The organism is Streptosporangium sp. NPDC023615 (genome assembly GCF_040640155.1).
Taxonomy (GTDB): Bacteria; Actinomycetota; Actinomycetes; order Streptosporangiales; family Streptosporangiaceae; genus Streptosporangium.
In genome coordinates this window covers 8,619-27,892 of the sequence record NZ_JBFABE010000043.1, presented here as the reverse complement: position 1 = coordinate 27,892, position 19,274 = coordinate 8,619, and the positions used below count along the sequence as shown (strand labels likewise).

Here is a 19,274-nt window from a genome sequence, read left to right as displayed (position 1 = left end):
GAGGAGGCGAGGTTGTGCCGGGTGTTCAGGGTGTCGGGGTGCTCGGCCCCCAGCACCCGCTCACGGACCAGGAGCAGCTGGGCGAACATCTCCCGCGCCCCCACCCCATCCCCCACCTGCCCCGTCCAGGAGGCGAGCTCATGCCGGGTGCTCAGAGTGTCGGGGTGCTCGGCCCCCAACACCCGCTCATACATCGGGAGCAGCTGGGTGAGCATCTCCTTCGCCGCCCTCGCATCCCCCGCCGCCCCCGTCCAGATGGCGAGATTGTGCCGGGTGTTCAGGGTGTGGGGGTGCTCGGCTCCCAACACCCGCTCGTATATCGGGAGCAGCTGGGTGAGCATCTCCTTCGCCGCCACCGCATCCCCCACCTGCCCCGCCCAGTAGGCGAGCTCATGCCGGGTGCTCAAAGTGCCGAGGTGCTCGGCCCCCAACACCCGCTCATACATCGGGAGCAGCTGGGTGAGCATCTCCTTCGCCGCCACCGCATCCCCCGCCTGCCCCGTCCAGATGGCGAGGTTGAGCCGGGTGGTCAGGGTGTCGGGGTGCTCGGGGCCGAGCCGATCATCTAGGACGGTCAGGCACCGATGTTGCAGGGCGCGGCCGGTACGCCAGTCGCCGACGGCGTACAGGTAGTCGATGACTTTGCCCATGGTCGGTGAGGCAGGATCCAGGACGGCGCGGGCGTGGGATAGCAGTTCGGTATACACCGCCCGGTTCGCCATCGCTTTGGCGTCGTCCAGCAGGGCGGCCTGCAGCAGGGCGGCTGCTGTGTGCTGTGCGCTTTCGCGCTCATCAGTGGTCAGGGTGGCCAGGGCGGCGGCTTGGACCTGGCGGTGCATGCTGACCGCGGTGCCGTCGGCCGAGCGGTCGATCACGCTGTAGGAGGCCAGCACCCGCAGTGCCTTGGCCACTGCGGCCTCATCGGCGTTGCCGGTGTCGTGCATGCCGTACAGCACTTGGCACGGCAGGTGCTCGGGGGCGTAACAGGCCAGCAGACGCAGGATCTCGATCGCCAGCGGGTCGATCTGGCGGATGCGGTCGGTGGTGATCGCCAGGGATCGGCCTACCACCTCCTCCAGCAGGCCCGGCCGGCCGGTGTCTGGGGAGGGGGTGGTGCGTAACAGGCGTAGGTAGCGGGCCAGGTTCATGCCGGGCACGGTGGCGATGTAGGCGCCGGCGTGACGCAACGCCAGCGGCAGCCCGTCCAGCTCGGTGGCGAGCTCTTCGGCCAGCTGCTGGTCCCACGCGGCGGTCTCGCCGATCAACTCGCGCAACAACGCCACCGCCTCGGCCTGCTCCAGTACACCCAAGCGCACCACGGCGCCCACGTCGCTCCATTCGGTGCTGCGGCGGCTGGTGATCAGCACATGCCCGGTGTGCAACCGCCCCAGATACGGCTGCACGTGGGCAGGGTCGTCGGCGTTGTCGAAGACCAGCAGCCACCGCCGGTGGGCACTGAGCCAGGCCAGCGCCCAGGCCTCGGCCTCGGCCACCGTGGCGTGGGCGGCGGCCGCCGAGGACACGCTCGCGCACAGCGCCCGGCACAGCTCAGCCAGGCCCGCCTGGGCGGCGTCGGCGCCGTCGGCGTCAATCCACCAGATCAGGTCGTAGTCGTGACGGCGACTGGTGGCGTGGTGCAGGGCCAGCTCGCTCTTGCCGATGCCGCCCAGCCCGACCACGGCCTGAGCGATCACCCCCGGCCCCTGATCCAGCGCCCCAGCCAGGGTTCGCAGGTGGTCCTCGCGGCCGACAAACATCGCCGAGGCCCGCCGCGGCAAACCGGTCAAGCCGTTGGCCGGCACCTGGGCCACCGCCGGCAACGCCGGACCAGCTGCGGCTGCCCCGGTCGATGGAGGGTGCAGGGTGATTGAGGAGTTCGCGCCGGTGACGATGACGCCGGAGTTGTCGTGGCCGATCGCGGCCGCGCCGGTCCCGTCGGCCCTCACGTGGGTGCTGGCCGTGCCGGTGACCGGGCCATGGAAGGTCCCGCCGGACAGATCAACGTGATCCCCGCCGCCGATACGCGCCAACACATCGGCCTGCGCAGGCGGTGCCGCGCCCGCAGGAGAGGAAGAGCGAAGCTGCAGCGCCAGGGCGGTGCCGGCGATGAGCAGGCCGGCCAGGCCGGTGAACATGCTGATCACGCTGGCGCGCTGGTCCAGCACCTCCAGCACCTCGTTTGGCAGGTCCAACGGGTCGATGAAGAACCCGACCAGCCCCACGCCCAGCAATACCAGTGACACCACCGCCACCGTGATAGCCACGGCGCGGCGAGGACAAGAGCGACCGGAGGGCGGCGGCGTGGTCGGCGAGCTCGACGACGGCGGGGGAGAGGGCGGCACCCTTCCAGCTTGGTACCGGCCAACGGTGGGCGGGGCGGGGTCGCCGACCTGTTACCGATTCCCTGCCAGATCAGGCGTCGCTTCCTCTCTCGCCTGAAGTGTCAGAAATGCGGATATCTCGGACGGATGCGGTGTTGGTGTCGGGCAGCTGGGGTGCGGATGCGGCGCAGCTCGCGCAGGGCGTGGTTGGTGTCGTGGTGGCGCCGAAAGGCACCAGCCAGCCGAAGCGCCGACGGTGATCCTTCCAGCAACGATGAGCGCAAGTTCCGCTCGGCCTTCCTGCGCCGGTGCATCCAACTAGAGATGCCCCAGCCCAACAGGGATCGGCTGGCCGACCTGACGGTGGCGCACTTCGCCGAACGGACTGAGCCGTACAAGGATCGGCTGATCCAGACGTTCCTGCAATACCGTGACCGCAACCCCGTGTCGGCCGACCGGTTGCTCAACGCCCTCCACAACGCGGAGGACGTCCGCCAGGACCGCGCCTGGAAGCAGGTGCTCGACGTGGTGCTGCGCCGGCTCGACATGGCGGGCACGAAGTGAGCGCGCCTGCGTCCCCGTCGACGTCTGGCGCCGACGCGCCGACCTGGAAAGAGGCCGCCGAGCTGCTCTGGCTCACCACGCTGGTCTCGGCCCACACCATGGACGAGGAAAGCTTCCCGGCACCCCCTGCTCCACCTGCTCGCCTCCCCAAGTACCTTCGAGCTCGCTGTGTACCTCGCCGCGGTTCCGCTTATGTCGTCGAAGATGCCGCTGGTCCGGTGCCAGCTCGTGACCGGGACCACCGAGGCCAACCTGATTGAACTGCTGGGCAGTAACACGGTCGAGCGGGTAAGCGTGTCCGTCGGTCCGTTCGACGTTTCCTACGGCTTCCTCGACTGCGTGCGGGAGGAACTGCTGCGGGCGGGCTGCCGCTCGGACATGGCCCAGGTCCTGCTCACCGTCGTCGAGCGCCTCGGTCCACGAGATGAGCGAGTTACGCGCCTGCACGAGGTGGCCCTCTCTCCGTCCGGCGCCCACGTGCCGGATCTCCCTGCCAGCCTCGAACTGATCGTGCGCCCGACCATCTTCGCGCTCGAAGCGATGGCCGGCCCCTACTCCGCGCCCGCCCGCTCCCTACGCATAGCCGTACACCGGAAGATCCCGGCCACGCGTCCTCCTCTGAATAGGAAGGTCACGTGCCGGTCGTCTACCGCAATGTCGTCGAGAAACCGCAACCTCACGCCCCTTTTAGGAGTGATCATCGCCATGAACACGGTCAGGCCAGCCCTTCCAAGCTCTGCACCCCAAATTCGCCACCCCGTCTTCTTCAAGAACCACAGCTCGATCTCCAAGCGTCTGGTCCGGATTCAGGCGAGGTCATCGCAGTGAACGCCGCCCTATACCTGCGGCGTCCTCTCCTGGTCACCGACCTGCCTGAGGGGAAGTCGTCTCTCGCCTACGCGGTGACGCGCGAACTGAGCCTCAATCTCGTGCTGCGCTGGCCCATCAACAGCCGCAGCACCCTGCGCTCGGGTCTGTACAAGTACGAGGCAGTGATCCGCGTCTAGGACACGTGGCTGGAGGGGGCCGGGCCCGACATCGGCGACTACGTGCAGCTTGGTGCCCTTGGTAAGGCCCTGCTGCCTTATGAACGTTCCCCTGTCCTGTTCATCGACGGACTCGACAAGGGTGACATCGATCTCGCCAACGACCTTCTGGATGCGTTCGAAGCGGAGCCGGACGAGACCCGCGAGCTCGTCCGTAGCTGCGAGTTGGAAGAGCTAACGGAGCGACTCGAGGTGCTTTGTCACTTCATCACCATGGCGTCGGTCATGGGCGTCACCAACCGAAGGAGAGCGTAATGCAAGAACTACCCGGCCCGGCGTTGATCAAGGAGGACGACCGTCATGCCTGATTCACCTTCCACGCCCGATCCTGCCCGTCCTCGCTCTCGCCGTCACATCGTGCGGTGGGGCGTAGGCGGCCTCGCTGCGGTCGGGGTGCTCGCCGTGGTGCTGTGGGCCCCGCTGGAGCGGGCCACGTTGCTCATCACGCTGGCTGGCGTCGTGGTGACCGGCCTCGTCGGCTGGTGGGGCTCCACCCGCCGATGAGGCCATGACGTCCAGGTAGAGGCGACGGTGGTTTCGGTGAGCCGAACCCGGTTCACCGAGACCGCCGCACCGCTCCTTACGCGCCCTCGGCGATGCGTCCTGGCGCGGGGGCGCTGAACAGCCCCAGCTGCTCGTCGTCGACCTTCGAGGTCGTCAGCTTCAGGCAGCGCCGGCAGGTCACCGCGCCCCGGCCCGGATGCGCCGCACCCGGGTCCCAGCCGCTCACCCCGACCATGCACGCCGGCCCCGGCATGCGCTCCTCGCCCAGCCGGTGCGTCATCACCACCGCGTGTACGACGCCCGGGGAGCACACCCGCAGGTTCGAGCCGTCGGCGTAGGCCGCCCCGAGGAGGCGGCGATGACTGTCAGCGCCTCGTACAGGTCCGGCCTCTGCGGCGTGGCCATCAGTTCCCTCCACCGCAGGTGAGCGACGACTCCTCGGCGTTCTCGTGCGCGGCCTGCGGCTCGTCTTGCTTCATGGAGCCTACCTAAGCAACGACCCCCGCCAGCAGGGCGGCACCGGACGACCGCACTCTTTCGTGTAGGGGCGCTCATGACTCTTATAACTGTTGGCGCGGAGAAGAAAGCCACGCTCACCTGGCGGGTCTGGCCCTGCAGTCTCACGCTCAGAGCCAGAGGCAGCGGCCGGCCCGCAGGTTACAGTCCGGACGTTCCCCGTTGTCGAGCCGAAGGCGACCGCATGGTTTTGCGCAGAATCTTGGCCAACGAAAAGATCAACGACAAGCTAGGGGAGGAGGGAGTTCAGGAGATCCTGGCCAGCATGTGGCCGGGGGACTGCCAGACCTGCAACCGACCGCTGGGCGATGAACCGCCTGCTCTGCTCGTGAATGACATGATCGCGTTCGGTACGGCGACCCTTCACCATCCCTCCTGTCAGGCTCCGGACTGGAACGACGGCAGCTTGCACGCCCGGCCGCCAGGCGATTTCGTCAGCTGGCGTGCGCGCGTCGTCATGCTGCCCATCTTTCATGGCTCGACTCCGGACCCGCGTCCGATGCTGCTGGTCAACCCCGGCCTGGAGATGGTCATGCTCCACCAAGACGATCAGAAGCGCTGGCGGGTCACTGCCCATTCCGCCTTCACCGCCATGGGGCTGCGCCCACCCGGCGATCAGCTCCTCCTCGACAGGCCCCTGCCGAACATCACCGGCCACAGCACTTCGACGACGCTGTCGGTCCGCTTCCAGGCCATAGCTCCCAACGATGGCTACGACGCTCCTGCCGGGGCCGAGTATCGCCAGCGCGCCCGCGAACTCGGTGGCTTCCTGCTGGGCATCACTCATGCCCTCGACCCCAACACCCTCACCGCTGAAAACGTGCAGCAGACCATGGTCACCTCGCGAATCATCATGGGCTGGATCGCGCTGACATAGAGGCGTGCCCTTCGCGTACGGACGAGATCGTCGTCGAGCGCACCCAGGCCCGTTCTTCAGCGCGAAGACCTGAGCGCCTTTCGGCGCCGCCGTACAACGCCGTGAATAACGCACCAGCACGGCTGCTCTTGTCGCGACCCGCGAGTGGGGCATCGGCCTGGAGGCGGCGGGACTGCCCGGGCTGGATCATAGGGTGACGATCCCAACCATCGCTTACCGGTGCCCGGTCCAGGCGGTGTTGATAATCACCACCGCCAACACCGTGTCCCCACCGTCACCGCGCATAGGGATGGGGGCAGGAAATATCTCCTGCCCCCATGTCAGTCGGGATGATCTGGGTCAGCGACGGCTTGGCTCGATGGGGCTATGCCGAGTCGCGGTGATGCCCTTGGTGCCGCTCGTTGATCACTATGACCTTCGCGCCGGAGCTTGCGCCGGATGCAGATATGGCCCAACACGGTGCGCAACCCGTGACGCCAGCGGCCGTGACAGCCGATCAGGATCAGGTCCGCGCCACTGAGATAGGCGCCGGCCGCTCCCCCAGCGCGCAGGCTGTGCGGCCGGATGCCTGCCTCACCCAGTCCGGCCCATTCGGCCACATCGCGGACGGTGCTGAAGATTCCCTGATCGGAGAGGCGGCCGCCGACGCTGCCGGAGAGGTGGATTCACCGGAACAGCGCACCGATCGTGATCTCTATAGTGGCGAGTAGGTTGCTCCAGGTCCGCCACAGCCGCACACCGCCCACGCGTCCGCGGCCGCTGGGGAGAGCAGGCGGGTCTGCACGACGGTCTGGCGGGTTACCTCGCGTACCGGTTCAGTGCGCGCGGTGCCGACAGTGGCCGGGGCGGCGCGATTCGGCAACTCTTTGACATCGGCCAATGGCACCCCGGCGTCCAGCGCGGCAGTGGCGGCCGCGTGCGGGCGGTGTGCGGGGTGAGGCCGGTGAAGTCGACGCTGGCGGCAGTTGCGGCGTAACACGCATTGATGCTGAAACTAGCCGGTCTTGGATAACACCGACTGGTCGGGCTTGTCCAACCACGCTGGACTGATGTTGGGGGCCGGAACACGGCCCTGATCGATCCCGTCAAGGTCAGTGACGTCGAGCATCACCTGGAAGAGATACATCGCGCGTATGAACTTGATCAGCGACAAGATCACTGCGCTTTCAAAGATCCAGCGGGCGATGGTTGGGCCACCGCCTTCGGCTAGGTCTAGGGCCAGGGCGAGCAGGCAGGCGAAGGCCGATAACCCTGGTAACACCAAGGTTCCCATCCACTGGCGGCGCAAAATGGCCCCAAACTCGGCCTTGGCATGGTGTGCTCGCGATCCCGAAGCCGTGGCGTAGTGCGACACGGCTGCTGCCGCGAAGCCGAAGATGATCGCGATAACCGCTGCGCCGATACCGTACAGCTCGTGTCGGTTTTCCGCTTTGATCCAGCCGATGACGTCGCCATGCTCGTATTTCAAGACAACGGTCAGGTGAGAGCCGATCAGGGCCGCGGCGATCGCGACGTCGATGATCGGGTGTTCAATGAGTAGGTCTCGGGGGTGGAGTGCGCGCTTCACGACGTACCTCCTCGACGTACATGGCTTGACCTTAACCGCGAACCGCGTCGACAGCCAGACGTAACTCACGTTCGTGGTCAGCTGCTACCCCCATGATGGCAGCTACCGCCGACGAATTTCGGATTAGCTGCCCGGTCTCGTCCCGGCTGGGGATGCGCTTCTTCGCGGTGATGTGCTCCTTCATCAAGTTGACGTGTTCTGCCTTCTCGTCCTCAGATTGATCCCAGTACGTCAGCTTCGCGGTAGCACGCTCAGCAACGTCGGTCATCTCGGCCAGCTCCATCACATCGTCAAGAAGCTCATGACGTGCGCTTCTGTAGGCGTTCTCCTTCGACACCTCGACGGTGATCGTGATCCGGGCGTCACCATACTCTTGGCGAAGCGCGTTGATGGTCCGCCCAAGGCGTTTGCCCGAATCGGCCACTGCAGCAGCCTTGCTGGCACCTACTCGCAGCTCCATCAACCGGGCCCCATCCGCGCGCTTGATCTTGTCCATTGCCCCCTTGCTGACGATCGCGCGAACCTTAAGAGGATCTTCGACCAGCTCAAGCCCGTTGATCCACTCCTCGAGCGCTGAGCAGCCAGGTGCGGACGTCGAGCCACGGATCATTCCTAGAACGTTCCCGTATGACAGGAAGCAGACCACCGAGGTCTCAAGCAGGCCCCGGTTCTCAGCCTGGTCGAACTGCTCGATCGATCCGTCGTCGAAGTTGACCTGTTCGATCCACTCATCAGCATCCTTGACCTTGCCCAGCAGTAGATGGTCGGTCTCTTGGTAGGTGACCACCTGGCCAACGAGCGTTCTCTTCAAACCAGTGTGCGTTCGATCCTTGATCGGCGCGCAGGACATTTTTCCCAGGAGCCGGGCCCACGGGAGCTGCTTCATGCGCTGGTTGTCCTTGCTGACGATCTCAAAGAACGCCACTGTCCGCTCTTTGTCATTTTTGACCGTCACGATGACCCACCGCCTTTGATGCCGAGAGGAAGCCGACTATGTCACGACCTCTTAGTTCCCTTCCTGCCCTTTGACACAGGTGTAGCGGTTCTGTAACAGAACGTCATTCACAATGAGGGAGAGCTGTGACCTGCCGTGTCATCGGCGACATAAGGGTGTAAATGGTATAAATAGTGATACAAGTAGCCTTCCCAGGCGCTTCCGATCTGGATTTAGCCTCGTGATTAGAGCTGTCGGCATAACAGAACGCACTGCGACAGAGTCATGGCTGGCCCTTCATACGGATTCGTCGTCCTACGTAGCCATCAGATCTCGCTCCACCGCAGACGATCAGCAACTCCTTGTGCTCTCATGCAGGGTTCGCAGCCCGTCACGTATAGAGCCAGCCGAAGCGCTCTGTCGCCCGACCTTGTGCTGTTGAAGCTGTGCCAGCTCCCAGTGGGCAGAAGCTGGCACAGCCGATCTGTCAGCGGTGGGTGATCCATCAGATGGCCAAGGTGATGGGAGCCGAGGCGGCAGCCGCGGCGTTGGCGGCCGAGCTGGAGTATCTGCCGCTCGCGCTGGCCAGGCCGGCGCCTACATCGCCCACCAGCGGCTGCTGGCCGCCTTCCCACTGGAGGACTACCTGCCCGCCGGCGCCTACGACGCCTACTCCGACAGCACCGCCAAGGCGATTCTGCTGTCGATCACCGCCGCCGAGGACGATCATCCCGAAGCCGCGCAGTTGCTGCGGGTGCTGGCGGTGCTGTCCCCTGCGGGACTGCCGCGCACGGACCCATCTGGTAGGTCTGCGGTGGCGTTGTCGAACAGCTCGACGGCGCGGCCGTAGGACAGCCGGGCCCGGCCGGAGAGCCACAGCCTGAGCTCGCGACCGTCTGATGCCCCGCGGGCGGTCGCTTCGGCGTGGGAGGCATGGTGAGGAGTCATAGAAGTTGAGCATTCACCTGAAGTGATCGGTTGAGCACTGATAGACACTTTGGCGAAGGGTCGTTGCGAAATCAACACCACCTCCGCCCGAGGGAAGAGGCGCGTCCTGATCGCCGGTTTAGCCCAACCCACTCTCGCTCCCGCTCGTCGTATCGCGGCGAGCGTCAGGGGCGCTGTGTACGTATCAGGAAGTCGCGTGGTGATGTTCGGGGTGATGGGCAGCGCCGAGGGCCGGCGGGGCGCCTCAGGCGAACTCCGGGGGAGAATCACCGGCCGGCGAGGTCGGTTGCGCAGCCGACCTGTCGCTCTCGTCGATCAGGCACCGGCGCAGCACCGCATCCAGATCCTCGGAAAACTCAGTGGAGGGTTCCTCGGTGACCAGCTCAGCGGTCACCGGCACAGGACCGCCCGCGGCCGACGGGTCGAGCAGGCTGTCGACTCTTCCCTCTTCCTTGGCCCGGTGGATCCCGGCGAGGCGGTAGGCAGCCTCGGCGTGACCGTGATCGGCCGCCAGGCGGTAGAAGAACATCGCGACACTGAGCTTGGTGGGAAAGCACTGGTAGTGGCGGCCGTAGCGGCAGGCGAGCTCGGCGGCGACCTGCAGGCGATGAGGGTCGTTGAACAGGCCTGCGGCATCGCTTTGCCCGGCATCGCTGGCCCGGCGCAGCCAGTGGAGCGCTTCGGGGGGCCAGCCCCTCAGCAGCGCGATGACCGCCAGGCGCATGCAATCCTCGCCGTTGTCCTCCTGGCTGTGCTCCAGCAGGCGAGTACCGGTTCTGCCGTAGATCTGCAGCAGCCGTTGGTGCTCCTCAGTCAGCGGCGCGAAGACGGCCAAAGCAGCGGGGCGGCGGGGCGTAGCTGCCTGCACCGAGAGCGCCGGTGCGGGCGTGAGCGGTGCCGACGTGACCGGTGCGGGCGTGACCGGCGCGGGTGTGGGGGTGAGCGGCGCCACGGCGGGTTGCTGCGCGAGGTGGGGCACAGGCGCAGGTGAGCCGGCCTGAGCGGTGATCGGCCGCTGGGGAGTCGCCGGGGGAGCGGGCCGGGCCCTGCGGGTCCCGCGGGCCGTGTGCCATCGCTGAGCCCACGCCTCTGCATCCCCCATGTCACGCACATTCAGGCCGGTCCGATCGGCGGCTATCGTGCACGCGGCCACGAAGCACGACACCCACGCCCATTGCGGCGCGCGTTTGCGTTTGCCGGACAAGATGTCGTGCGTGGTGCTGGTGGGCAGCGTCCGATCCTGGTCGTCTTCACAGAGGCGCTTCGAGATCGCGTCCAGGTGAGCCAGCGCCGGAGAGCCGGCCCGCTCATACAGTTCGTTGAGCTGGTCGACGAAGGCGCGCAGCGCCGCACCACGATGTTGTTCAACCATCGCCCTTAGCCGAGATAAGTGATCCGTGATCTACAGGTAGTAGTCGCAGTCATAGTGACACCTGCGGGTGTTCAAGCTGGGGTAGATCGCACTTTCTGTTTCGTCCGGGATTAACCGGTTGTTGACCTGCGCTGACAAACTCCGGACGAGTCCGGATGAGACCGGATGGCACCGGATGACCTCGAAGCGATCCGGACCAGAGCGGACCGCTTCGGAGGTAACCGGAGCAGGTCGTATGCGAGCGGATGTCACCCTCCGAAACGCCGGCCCCGTCAACGACCGACCAGGCCGCGCCAGGGACGACCCGGGAAAAGCGGAAACGCTTTTGGCCCGTATGGAGCCGTTTGATCCGGTGTTGTCCGGAGTGTTTGAACCGGTAGCGGCCCGGCTTGCGGCGCCCCATCGTTGGCTCCACCCCAACTGATCACGAAGGAGACGTCCATGCCGCACGCCCTCACGGTCTCGCGTGCCTTCACCTCTCCGCTTCGTGTCACCGGCACCCGGCCGGGCACCTCACCCGCATCGCGGGCGTGCGACGACGATCAGCTGCTGACCTTGCTGGTGACGGTGTGGGCCTTGATCACCGGCCGCATCCCGCCCTACCGCCCCACCGACGAGCTCACCGACACCGAGCTCATCGCGTTCTGGGCCGATGACCAGACCGCCGGCTTCCCGGCGACGCCCTTTCAGGAGTGACCCCGATGTTTTCCGTACCTGTCCTGCTCACCTTGACCATCACCCTGCTGGTGACGGCCATCGCCTGCGCGCTCACCCTGGCCACCGGCGCCACCTGGCCCACCGCCCTGCTCAGTGGCGGAGCCGCCGGCGCCGCCACCCTGGGCCTGCTCACCCAGCTACTCGACAACCACCACGACAAGCACTAGGCGATCGAATGATCGCGGGCCAACCCCACCAGACGCAGCCTGGCCCGCGACCACTCAGCGGCACGTCAGTGATCGTCTCTTGGCCCTCGTCTTGTCCGCTCCGTGGCCGGCCGTCGTGTGGTGGGCGCTATGCCGGCTCCCGGTGGGCATGCGGGAGCCGGCACAGCCGGTCTGTCAGCGGTGGGTGATCCACCAGATGGCCAAGGTGATGGGGGCCGAGGCGGCGGCCGCGGCGGCGCTGCGTACCGCGGCGGCCAGCGCGGCGCGGGCCAGGCGGCGCAGGAACGGGCGATCGATCATGAGCGGTTCTCCTTACCGTGGGCCCCAGTGCGCTGCTCGCCCGGGGCGGTGGCCTCATCAGGCCGCTCCGGAGGGTTTTCCGGATCCGCTCGCACCGGCGCGGCGGGGCGGGCAGGGTGGGAGATCTCGGGGAATGGGGTGATGGGCGGCTTTTCCGGATGGTTTCGATCCGGATCTGGATGGGCGAGAGGTAGCAGGGTGAGCGGTTCCGGCGATGCGACGGACGCGGCAAAGGCGGCGGGAGCGGTGGATGTGACCGGCCGGTACGCCGCCGCGCTGCGGGAGTTGCACCAAGCTGCCGGCGCGCCGACCGCGGCGATGATCCAACGGCAGGCGAAAGCCCAGGTACCGCCGTTGAAGGTGGCTGACGCGTCGTGGAGTGATTGGCGCAACGGCCGCAACGTCCCGTCCAACCAGAAGGTCGCCGAGTGGCTGATCACCTTCCTGAGCGGCCGCGCCCGGCAGAAGTCCCCCGGGTACGTCACGCCGCCTGCCGCCTGGTGGGAGAAGCTGCGCCAACGGGCGCTGGCCGAGCGTCGGCAGGGCGGCGGGCGTGGTGGACGTCCCCCCACCCCTCACCCGCCGACGCCCAGCCCGCAGAAGGAGGAGAGCGCTCCGGTGCGGTGCTGGGTGGGGGTGGTGCCCCGGGCCGCGGACTGCTTCCAGCCCCGCCAGATCGCCGACCGGCTCACCGAGGCCGCCCACGACGGTGGGACGGTGGTGGTCTCGCAGGTGCTGGCCGGGATGGGCGGGATCGGTAAGACCCAGCTCGCCGCCGCCTACACCCGCCAGGTGTGGCAGCGGCAGGAGGTGGATGTGGTGGTGTGGGTGAGCGCGGCTTCTCGTTCACAGATCCTGGACGGCTACGCCCAGGCCGCCACCGAGCTCGGCCTGCCCACCGATCCGGGTGATGTCGAGCAGGCGGCCGCGCGGTTTCTCACCTGGGCGCAGACAACGTCGACGGCGTGGCTGGTGGTGCTCGACGATGTTCAGGACCCCGCCGATGTGCGGGAGCTGTGGCCTGCAGGCTCAGCGGGGCGGGTGGTGGTCACTACCCGGCGCCGGGACGCGGCCCTGGCCGGCCAAGGCCGCCGGGTGGTGGAGGTAGGGGTGTTCACCAAAGCTGAGGCACGCGCCTACCTGAGTGCCAAGCTCGCCATTCACGACCGGGTCGACAGCGACGCCGAGATCGACGCGCTCGCCGCCGACCTGGGATATCTGCCGCTGGCGCTGGCGCAGGCGGCCGCCTACCTGATCGACGCACACCTGGATTGCGCCGGCTACCAGGCACGGCTGGCCGATCGGCGCCGCACTCTGGCCGAGGTGGTCCCCGAGCAGGATGCGCTGCCCGATGACCACCCCGCGATCGTAGCTGCGGCCTGGGCGTTGTCGATCGACCGCGCCGACCGTGCCCGGCCCTCCGGACTGGCCCGGCCCCTGCTGCAGGTGGCATCGCTGCTGGATCCGAACGGCATCCCGCAAGCCATACTGACCAGCACCCCGGTGCTGGCCCACCTGGCCCCCCAATGCCATCCCCAGGTCACGAGGGAGGTATCGGCTGCCGACGCCCGCGACGGGCTACGGGTGTTGCACCGCTTCAGCCTCATCAACCACGACCCCACCGCATCCTTTCAGGAGGTGCGGGTCCACCAGCTCATCCAGCGCGCCACCCGCGACACCCTCTCCAGTGCCGAGTTGGCCGCCGTCGCGCATATCGCCGCCGATGCCTTGCTGGAGGTCTGGCCGGATGTCGAACGCGATCAGGCCGGCCCCGTCTTGCGCGCCAACACCACCACGTTGGGCACCCTCACCGGCACCGCCCTATGGGAACGGAACGATGAGGCACACCCGACCCTGTTTCACGCCGCGAACAGCGTCGGCACCAGTGGACAAGTTCACATAGCCGTCGCCGAATACACCCGGCTGCATGCCACCGCCACCCAACTTCTCGGCCCCGACCACCCCGACACCCTGACCACCCGCAACAACCTGGCGTACTGGCAAGGAGAGGCTGGGGATGTGTCAGGCGCGGCCGCCGCGTTCGAAGACCTCCTCACCGATTGCTTACGGGTTCTCGGCCCCGACCACCCCGACACCCTCATCGCCCGAAGCCATCTGGCGTACTGGCGGGGGCAGGCCGGGGATGTGGCAGGCGCGGCCGCCGCGTTCGAAGACCTCCTCACCGATTGCTTACGGGTTCTCGGCCCCGACCACCCCGACACCCTCATCGCCCGAAGCCATCTGGCGTACTGGCGGGGGCAAGCCGGGGATGTGGCAGGCGCAGCCGCCGCAACCGACGACATCCTCAGCGACCACCTGCGAGTTCTCGGCGCCGACCACCCCGACACCCTGACCACCCGCAACAACCTGGCGTACTGGCGGGGGCAGGCCGGGGATGTGGCAGGCGCAGCCGCCGCGTTCGAAGACCTCCTCAGCGACCGCCTGCGAGTTCTCGGCGCCGACCACCCCGACACCCTGACCACCCGAAGCAACCTGGCGTACTGGCAAGGAGAGGCTGGGGATGTGGCAGGCGCGGCCGCCGCGTTCGAAGACCTCCTCACCGACTACCTGCGGGTTCTCGGTCCCGACCACCCCGACACCCTCATCGCCCGAAGCCATCTGGTGGGCTGGCAGGGGCAGACAGGGGATGCGACAGGCGCAGCCGCCGCAGCCGAAGACCTCCTCACCGACTACCTGCGGGTTCTCGGTCCCGACCACCCTCACACCCTGATCACTCGAAGAAGCCTGGCGTACTGGCAGGAGCAGGCAGGATTCATATAGACGGCCAGGTAGCAGAGGCGGTCACACGGTGTTCTTGAGCTCCGCATCGATCGTCGGCTCAACGCAACCGTTCCCATCGCTTCGCCGTCAGTAGTCCAGGGCGCGGTCGACCAGGTCGGCGATTTCGGTGGGGGAGGCGCGGAAGTAGCGTGCGGTGGTTTCGATGGAGGTGTGGCCGAGGAGGGCTTGGATCTGGGCGTGGTCGGCGCCGGCTTCGCGCAGCCGGGTGGCGTAGGTGTGGCGCAGCCGGTGCGGGCGAAGGCCCGGCAGCCCGGCGTCCTTGCCGACGGCGCGGACGACGTCGGTGACGCCGTCGACCGACAACCGGCCGCGCTGGCCGACCCACAACCCGTCGCCGACCGCGTCGGCCAGGTCGGGCCGCGCGGCCAGCAGCTCAGCGCGCGCCTGCAGCCAGGCGGTGAGGCGTTCGCGGGCCGGGACCGGCAGGGGGACGGTCCGGACCTCGTCCCCCTTGCCGTGCAGGCGGGCGGTGCCGCTGCGGGCGGTGATGGGGATGTCGCCGGTGCGCAGGCGTTGGCATTCCTCGGCGCGGGCGCCGGCGCCGAGCAGGAGGGCGATGAGGGCTGAGTCGCGGGGGCCGCGGCGGTCAGCGGCGCGGCGGATCGCGTTCTCCTGCGCCCGGGTCAGCGCGTCGGGTGCGCCGGGTTTGGGAACCCGGGCGCGTTTGACGGCCAGGCGCAGTGCGGGTCCGTGTTCATACAACAACGTCACCGCGGCCAGCGCCTGATTCACCGTCGCCGGCGACGCGCCCGCGCCGAGCAGGTGCCGGCGCCAGGCGGTGACGGCGGCCTCGGCGCCGACCAGGTCGACGAACGCATCCGCGTGCTCGGCCGCCCGGGCGAGCAGCCAGTCGCGGTAAGCGGCGGCTTGGCGCCGATAAGCGGTGACCGTGTTGGCCGCGAGCGCGCACCGATCAAGATGCGTGCCGAACGCGGCCAGCGCCGCCTGCGCGGCGGCCGCCACCGATCCCGGCTCGAGCCCGGGCCGGATCGCCACCACGTTGCCGGCCCCGGAGCCGTCTCGATCGGCAACGCGGTTGTCGACTTGGCCGCCGTCCCGCTCGCCGTCTCGATCGTCAACCGGGTTGCCGGTTCCAGTGTCGCCACCGTTGTTGATCTTCCCGTCGGTGCTCGCGGTCACCCGCCGGACCCCTCTCCTTCTTATCCGGGGAGTTTTTCCGGCGTTAGCTCAGGTCCCGCCCGGAGGTTATCCGGGGAGATCATACTCGTACTCCCCGGATAATGTCACTTATCCAGGGAGATGAACGGCGCCCGCATGCACTCGTGCCTTAAGTACACCTCGACCACTCTTGACTCCCGAACGTCGATAACCCGATACCCAAGGCACCTAGCTATTGCAAGTATCCGTCGCCCGTGCCACCATCATAGATACCCGCATACGCCGGGATCCTAGCCAGAGAAGGTATGGCGATGATTCACATCACACTCTCTGATCGCAGAGAAAGCCCCTCCGATGACCCTCTCGGGCGCACCCATTACGGCTACTCGCCGAACATGCCCCCTTCCGAGATCTACCGCGACAACCACGGCTACTACGTGCTCGGCACACGAGCCGACCGCGAGAACTACGCCCTGTTCTCCGCTCCCGACCACAGCGGGGAACGCAAAGTGGTGCTGGCGGTGGAGATCGAAAGGATCGACCGTAAGACGGTCCCGGGCCGCGGGGTGATCGAGGGCGACATCCTGTCTGAAGGTCACCCCGTCTTCGACGCCTATGTCGGCAAACCGATCACCGGCAACCGCAACCCGATCAACTACATCGACTCGGTCGTCGGCCGACGAACATGCGCGTGCGGTTGCGGCACCGAGATCTCCCTTGGCCAGTTCGTCCCCGGACACGACCAGCGTGCGCTGCACGAGCGCGTCAGTCAGATCGGTACCGTTCTGGACTTCCTGGACTGGTTCGACAAGGTCCATAGCGGTGTCGGCGAGACCGTCACTAACACCGACTCTTCCCTGCGTCACGGCCGCCCCCAAGCCATCCGCCGCGAAACCTACAACCTCGACAAGTACGAGTGGCCCAACGGACTCGAACTGTTTCTCTACGACGACGGCCGGATCAAGGTCGGACACAAGGACAGCTCGATAGCGGTGACAGAGGTATCCAACTACACCGCAGGCAAGACTGGCACAAGTCGAGCAAGCGCACACGTCATCGCCCGGTTCACTCCCACCGAGAGCGGCTCCGCCAGCTGATTGGCGTCATTCATGATGCGGCATGACCATCGTGTTGTTGATGGTCGACCGGCTCCCAGCGGATGCGCGGGAGCCGGCACAGCCGACGTGTCAGCGGTGAGTAATCCACCAGATAGCCAGGGTGATGGGAGCTGCCGCGGCAGCTGCAGCGGCGCCGCGGACAGCGGCGGCCAGTGCGGCGCGGGCCAGACGGCGCAGGAACAGACGATCGATCATGGGTGCGTTTCCTTCCAGTAGGCCCCGGATTTGTGGTGTCGAGGCTGGTTCTGGTGATTACGTCGCTCCGGACGGTTTTCCGGCTTTCGCCCCCTGCACGTGGCAGGAGAGGCAAGGTAGGTGATCTCGGGGAACGGTGAGTGAGGCGGTTTTCCGGACGGTTTCCGATCCGGATCCGGAAAGGCGCGAAGCAAGAGGGGGAGTGTGGGCGAGCCCGAGCCCGGGGATGTGACGGCCCGGTACGCGGCGGCGCTACGTGCGCTGCATGCGGCAGCAGGTTCCCCGACCGGTGCGGCGATCAGCCGGCAGGCCAAGGCGCAGCAGCCGCCGTTGAAGGTGGCCTCGTCGTCATGGAGCGACTGGCGCAACGGCCGTGGTGTCCCGTCCGATCCGGCGATCGCGACGTGGTTGATCGAGGGTTTTCTGCGGCCGCGAGCCCGCCAGCGCACCCCGGCCTTCGTGGCCGCGCCGCCCAGGTGGTGGGAGGAGACCCGGCGTGCGGCGCTGGCGCAACGGCGCCAGGGAACAGGTCGAGGCGGACGTCCCCCGATGTCGCATCCGCTGGCCGCAACCATTTTCCTACCTGCAGAAGGGACACGGGAGCGGTGCCAGGTGGGCGTGCTGCCCCGAGCCGCGGACTGCTTCCAAGACCGGCAGATCGCGCTACGGCTGGCGCGGGCGGCCCAGGAAAGTCAGGTTGTGGTGCTTTCCCAGGCTCCGCCGCAGATGTCGCCGGTGCTGACCGGGATGGGCGGGGTTGGTAAGACCCAGTTGGCTGCGGCTTATGCCCGCCACCTGTGGCAGCTCCAGCAGGTGCAGGTACTGGTATGGGTGAGTGCGACCTCACGGCCACAGATCGTGGCCACCTACGCTCAAGCTGCCGCCGCGCTCGGCCTGAGCGCCGACCTCGCCGACGGCGAGGGCGGCCAAGGTGACGAGGAGGCGGCCAGGCGATTTCTAACCTGGACACAAAGTGCGCCGGTGCCATGGCTGGTGGTATTGGACGATGTGCAAGATCCCGCCGATATGCGCCAGCTGTGGCCCGGCGCTGAGGCCAGCGCCGGGCCAGGCCGGGTGCTGGTCACCACCCGGCGCCGTGACGCCGCCCTGGCCGGGCCTGGCCGCATCCGCGTCGACGTCGAGGTGTTCACCCCTGCTGAAGCCCGCCACTACCTGAGCGCCAAACTCGCCATCGCCAATCGCATCGACAACGAAGCCGAGCTCGACGCTTTAGCCGCCGAGCTGGGATACCTGCCGCTCGCCCTCGCCCAGGCGGCCGCCTATCTGATCGACGCCGGCTTGGAGTGCGCCACCTACCGGCAGCGGCTGACCGATCGGGCTCATACCCTGGCTGAACTGGTGCCCGATAACAGCGGCTTGCCTGATGACCACCACATGATCGTGGCCGCCACCTGGTCGCTGTCGATCGACCGCGCTGATCAAACCCGCCCAGCAGGACTGGCCCGCCCCTTGCTGCAGGTGGCCGCCGTACTCGATGCCAACGCTATCCCCCAGGCCGCCATGACCACTCCCGCTGTCTTGTCCTACCTATCTCGGCGCCGCTCACCAAATGTGGCTGGCAACAGCTCTCGCGAGCTGTCAGAAACCGACGCCCACGACGGATTGCGGCTGTTGCATCGCTTCAGCCTCATCGACCACGACCCCACCGCATCCTTTCAGGAAGTACGGCTCCACCAGCTCATCCAGCGCGCCACCCGCGATGCCCTCTCCAGAGCCGAGCTGACCGCCGTCGCACACACCGCCGCCGATGCCTTGATAGCGGTATGGCCGGACATCGAACGCGATCGGGCCGGCTCCGTCCTGCGCGCCAACACCGCCGTCTTGCACGCGCTCACCGGCACCGCCTTGTGGAAATGGAACGGTAAATCGCACCCGGTGCTGTTTCGCGCGGGAACCAGCCTCGGCGACACCGGGCAGGTCCACGCGGCCGTCATCGAATACACCCGGTTGCACACCACCGCCACCCACCTGCTGGGTCCTGACCACCCCGACACCCTGAACAGTCGAAGCAACCTGGCGTACTGGCGGGGGCAAGTTGGTGATCCGGCGGGTGCGGCCGCTGCGTTCGAAGAACTCCTCACTGACTGCCTGCGGGTATTGGGTCCTGACCACCCCGACACCCTGATCAGCCGAGGCAACCTGGCGTACTGGCGGGGGCAAGTTGGTGATCCGGCGGGTGCGGCCGC

At 67.3% G+C, this 19,274-nt stretch carries 21 protein-coding genes; 13 read left to right on the top strand and 8 right to left on the bottom strand.

The genetic code is table 11. The features are described 5' to 3' along the window. The coding region (gene fxsT, locus AB0G16_RS25880) for an FxSxx-COOH system tetratricopeptide repeat protein (protein WP_362809969.1) at window positions 1–2,246 on the bottom strand (2,246 nt) is incomplete at its 3' end. A gap of 399 nt (window positions 2,247–2,645) precedes the next feature. Between fxsT (AB0G16_RS25880) and AB0G16_RS25875 the strand changes: the two genes are divergently transcribed. From AB0G16_RS25875 to AB0G16_RS25855, 5 genes are all read left to right on the top strand, one after another. Further along, window positions 2,646–2,885, top strand: coding sequence for a hypothetical protein (locus AB0G16_RS25875; RefSeq protein ID WP_362809967.1), 240 nt, complete (start codon window positions 2,646–2,648; stop codon window positions 2,883–2,885). A gap of 168 nt (window positions 2,886–3,053) precedes the next feature. Next, on the top strand, window positions 3,054–3,713 hold the full coding sequence (locus AB0G16_RS25870) for a hypothetical protein (protein WP_362809964.1): 660 nt from the start codon (window positions 3,054–3,056) through the stop codon (window positions 3,711–3,713). Then, window positions 3,710–3,892: a hypothetical protein gene (locus tag AB0G16_RS25865; RefSeq protein WP_362809962.1), complete on the top strand. Its 183-nt coding sequence runs from the start codon at window positions 3,710–3,712 to the stop codon at window positions 3,890–3,892. Before AB0G16_RS25870 ends, AB0G16_RS25865 begins: the two co-directional genes overlap by 4 nt. A gap of 42 nt (window positions 3,893–3,934) precedes the next feature. Further along, window positions 3,935–4,186 (top strand): hypothetical protein, encoded by a 252-nt coding sequence (locus AB0G16_RS25860; protein ID WP_362809959.1) that lies wholly within the window; start codon window positions 3,935–3,937, stop codon window positions 4,184–4,186. Between the two features lie 102 nt (window positions 4,187–4,288). Next, window positions 4,289–4,435, top strand: coding sequence for a hypothetical protein (locus AB0G16_RS25855; protein WP_362809956.1), 147 nt, complete (start codon window positions 4,289–4,291; stop codon window positions 4,433–4,435). A 76-nt stretch (window positions 4,436–4,511) separates the two neighbouring features. Here the strand turns inward: AB0G16_RS25855 and AB0G16_RS25850 are convergent, their stop codons facing one another. Next, on the bottom strand, window positions 4,512–4,715 hold the full coding sequence (locus tag AB0G16_RS25850; RefSeq protein ID WP_362809953.1) for a hypothetical protein: 204 nt from the start codon (window positions 4,713–4,715) through the stop codon (window positions 4,512–4,514). Window positions 4,716–5,135: 420 nt separating this feature from the next. On the opposite strand from AB0G16_RS25850, the gene AB0G16_RS25845 reads away from it, so the two are divergent. Then, entirely contained in the window at window positions 5,136–5,828 is a 693-nt protein-coding gene (locus tag AB0G16_RS25845; RefSeq protein ID WP_362809951.1) for a hypothetical protein, read from the top strand. Window positions 5,829–6,229: 401 nt separating this feature from the next. Continuing rightward, window positions 6,230–6,538, top strand: a complete 309-nt coding sequence (locus AB0G16_RS25840) for a hypothetical protein (RefSeq protein WP_362809948.1) — start codon at window positions 6,230–6,232, stop codon at window positions 6,536–6,538. A gap of 284 nt (window positions 6,539–6,822) precedes the next feature. On the opposite strand, the gene AB0G16_RS25835 is transcribed toward AB0G16_RS25840, so the two are convergent. Beyond that, window positions 6,823–7,395, bottom strand: coding sequence for a hypothetical protein (locus tag AB0G16_RS25835; RefSeq protein ID WP_362809945.1), 573 nt, complete (start codon window positions 7,393–7,395; stop codon window positions 6,823–6,825). A 31-nt stretch (window positions 7,396–7,426) separates the two neighbouring features. Then, window positions 7,427–8,350: a hypothetical protein gene (locus AB0G16_RS25830; protein ID WP_362809942.1), complete on the bottom strand. Its 924-nt coding sequence runs from the start codon at window positions 8,348–8,350 to the stop codon at window positions 7,427–7,429. Between the two features lie 472 nt (window positions 8,351–8,822). Here AB0G16_RS25830 and AB0G16_RS25825 point away from each other — a divergent pair, with 472 nt between their 5' ends. Continuing rightward, on the top strand, window positions 8,823–9,179 hold the full coding sequence (locus tag AB0G16_RS25825; protein WP_362809939.1) for a hypothetical protein: 357 nt from the start codon (window positions 8,823–8,825) through the stop codon (window positions 9,177–9,179). Between the two features lie 342 nt (window positions 9,180–9,521). Here the strand turns inward: AB0G16_RS25825 and AB0G16_RS25820 are convergent, their stop codons facing one another. Continuing rightward, window positions 9,522–10,649: a hypothetical protein gene (locus tag AB0G16_RS25820; protein WP_362809936.1), complete on the bottom strand. Its 1,128-nt coding sequence runs from the start codon at window positions 10,647–10,649 to the stop codon at window positions 9,522–9,524. 441 nt (window positions 10,650–11,090) lie between these two features. On the opposite strand from AB0G16_RS25820, the gene AB0G16_RS25815 reads away from it, so the two are divergent. Together AB0G16_RS25815 and AB0G16_RS25810 are read left to right on the top strand one after the other, a co-directional pair. After that, on the top strand, window positions 11,091–11,345 hold the full coding sequence (locus AB0G16_RS25815; protein ID WP_362809933.1) for a hypothetical protein: 255 nt from the start codon (window positions 11,091–11,093) through the stop codon (window positions 11,343–11,345). 5 nt (window positions 11,346–11,350) lie between these two features. Continuing rightward, entirely contained in the window at window positions 11,351–11,533 is a 183-nt protein-coding gene (locus tag AB0G16_RS25810; RefSeq protein WP_362809930.1) for a hypothetical protein, read from the top strand. 174 nt (window positions 11,534–11,707) lie between these two features. On the opposite strand, the gene AB0G16_RS25805 is transcribed toward AB0G16_RS25810, so the two are convergent. Beyond that, a complete protein-coding gene (locus AB0G16_RS25805) occupies window positions 11,708–11,833 on the bottom strand; it encodes a hypothetical protein (protein WP_362809927.1) in 126 nt (41 codons plus the stop codon). 198 nt (window positions 11,834–12,031) lie between these two features. On the opposite strand from AB0G16_RS25805, the gene fxsT (AB0G16_RS25800) reads away from it, so the two are divergent. After that, the gene (fxsT, locus tag AB0G16_RS25800) at window positions 12,032–14,614 is read left to right on the top strand and encodes an FxSxx-COOH system tetratricopeptide repeat protein (protein ID WP_362809924.1); all 2,583 of its coding nucleotides are present in this window, start codon (window positions 12,032–12,034) and stop codon (window positions 14,612–14,614) included. Between the two features lie 87 nt (window positions 14,615–14,701). On the opposite strand, the gene AB0G16_RS25795 is transcribed toward fxsT (AB0G16_RS25800), so the two are convergent. Further along, window positions 14,702–15,775 carry a tyrosine-type recombinase/integrase gene (locus AB0G16_RS25795; RefSeq protein WP_362809921.1) on the bottom strand — a complete coding sequence of 358 codons (1,074 nt, stop codon included), beginning with the start codon at window positions 15,773–15,775 and terminating at the stop codon, window positions 14,702–14,704. A 290-nt stretch (window positions 15,776–16,065) separates the two neighbouring features. Here AB0G16_RS25795 and AB0G16_RS25790 point away from each other — a divergent pair, with 290 nt between their 5' ends. Beyond that, on the top strand, window positions 16,066–16,851 hold the full coding sequence (locus AB0G16_RS25790; protein WP_362809918.1) for a hypothetical protein: 786 nt from the start codon (window positions 16,066–16,068) through the stop codon (window positions 16,849–16,851). Between the two features lie 90 nt (window positions 16,852–16,941). On the opposite strand, the gene AB0G16_RS25785 is transcribed toward AB0G16_RS25790, so the two are convergent. Further along, the gene (locus tag AB0G16_RS25785; protein ID WP_362809915.1) at window positions 16,942–17,067 is read right to left on the bottom strand and encodes a hypothetical protein; all 126 of its coding nucleotides are present in this window, start codon (window positions 17,065–17,067) and stop codon (window positions 16,942–16,944) included. A 204-nt stretch (window positions 17,068–17,271) separates the two neighbouring features. Between AB0G16_RS25785 and AB0G16_RS25780 the strand changes: the two genes are divergently transcribed. Further along, on the top strand, window positions 17,272–19,274 hold a 2,003-nt coding region (locus AB0G16_RS25780), incomplete at its 3' end, for an NB-ARC domain-containing protein (RefSeq protein ID WP_362809912.1).

Bases quoted from the DNA above. Each gene is read 5' to 3' on its own strand.
- AB0G16_RS25875 (WP_362809967.1), top strand. From the start codon at position 2,646: ATGCCCCAGCCCAACAGGGATCGGCTGGCCGACCTGACGGTGGCGCAC.
- AB0G16_RS25850 (WP_362809953.1), bottom strand. From the start codon at position 4,715: ATGACGCACCGGCTGGGCGAGGAGCGCATGCCGGGGCCGGCGTGCATG.
- AB0G16_RS25845 (WP_362809951.1), top strand. From the start codon at position 5,136: ATGGTTTTGCGCAGAATCTTGGCCAACGAAAAGATCAACGACAAGCTA.
- AB0G16_RS25820 (WP_362809936.1), bottom strand. From the start codon at position 10,649: ATGGTTGAACAACATCGTGGTGCGGCGCTGCGCGCCTTCGTCGACCAG.
- AB0G16_RS25815 (WP_362809933.1), top strand. From the start codon at position 11,091: ATGCCGCACGCCCTCACGGTCTCGCGTGCCTTCACCTCTCCGCTTCGT.
- AB0G16_RS25810 (WP_362809930.1), top strand. From the start codon at position 11,351: ATGTTTTCCGTACCTGTCCTGCTCACCTTGACCATCACCCTGCTGGTG.
- AB0G16_RS25805 (WP_362809927.1), bottom strand. From the start codon at position 11,833: ATGATCGATCGCCCGTTCCTGCGCCGCCTGGCCCGCGCCGCGCTGGCC.
- AB0G16_RS25790 (WP_362809918.1), top strand. From the start codon at position 16,066: ATGATTCACATCACACTCTCTGATCGCAGAGAAAGCCCCTCCGATGAC.
- AB0G16_RS25785 (WP_362809915.1), bottom strand. From the start codon at position 17,067: ATGATCGATCGTCTGTTCCTGCGCCGTCTGGCCCGCGCCGCACTGGCC.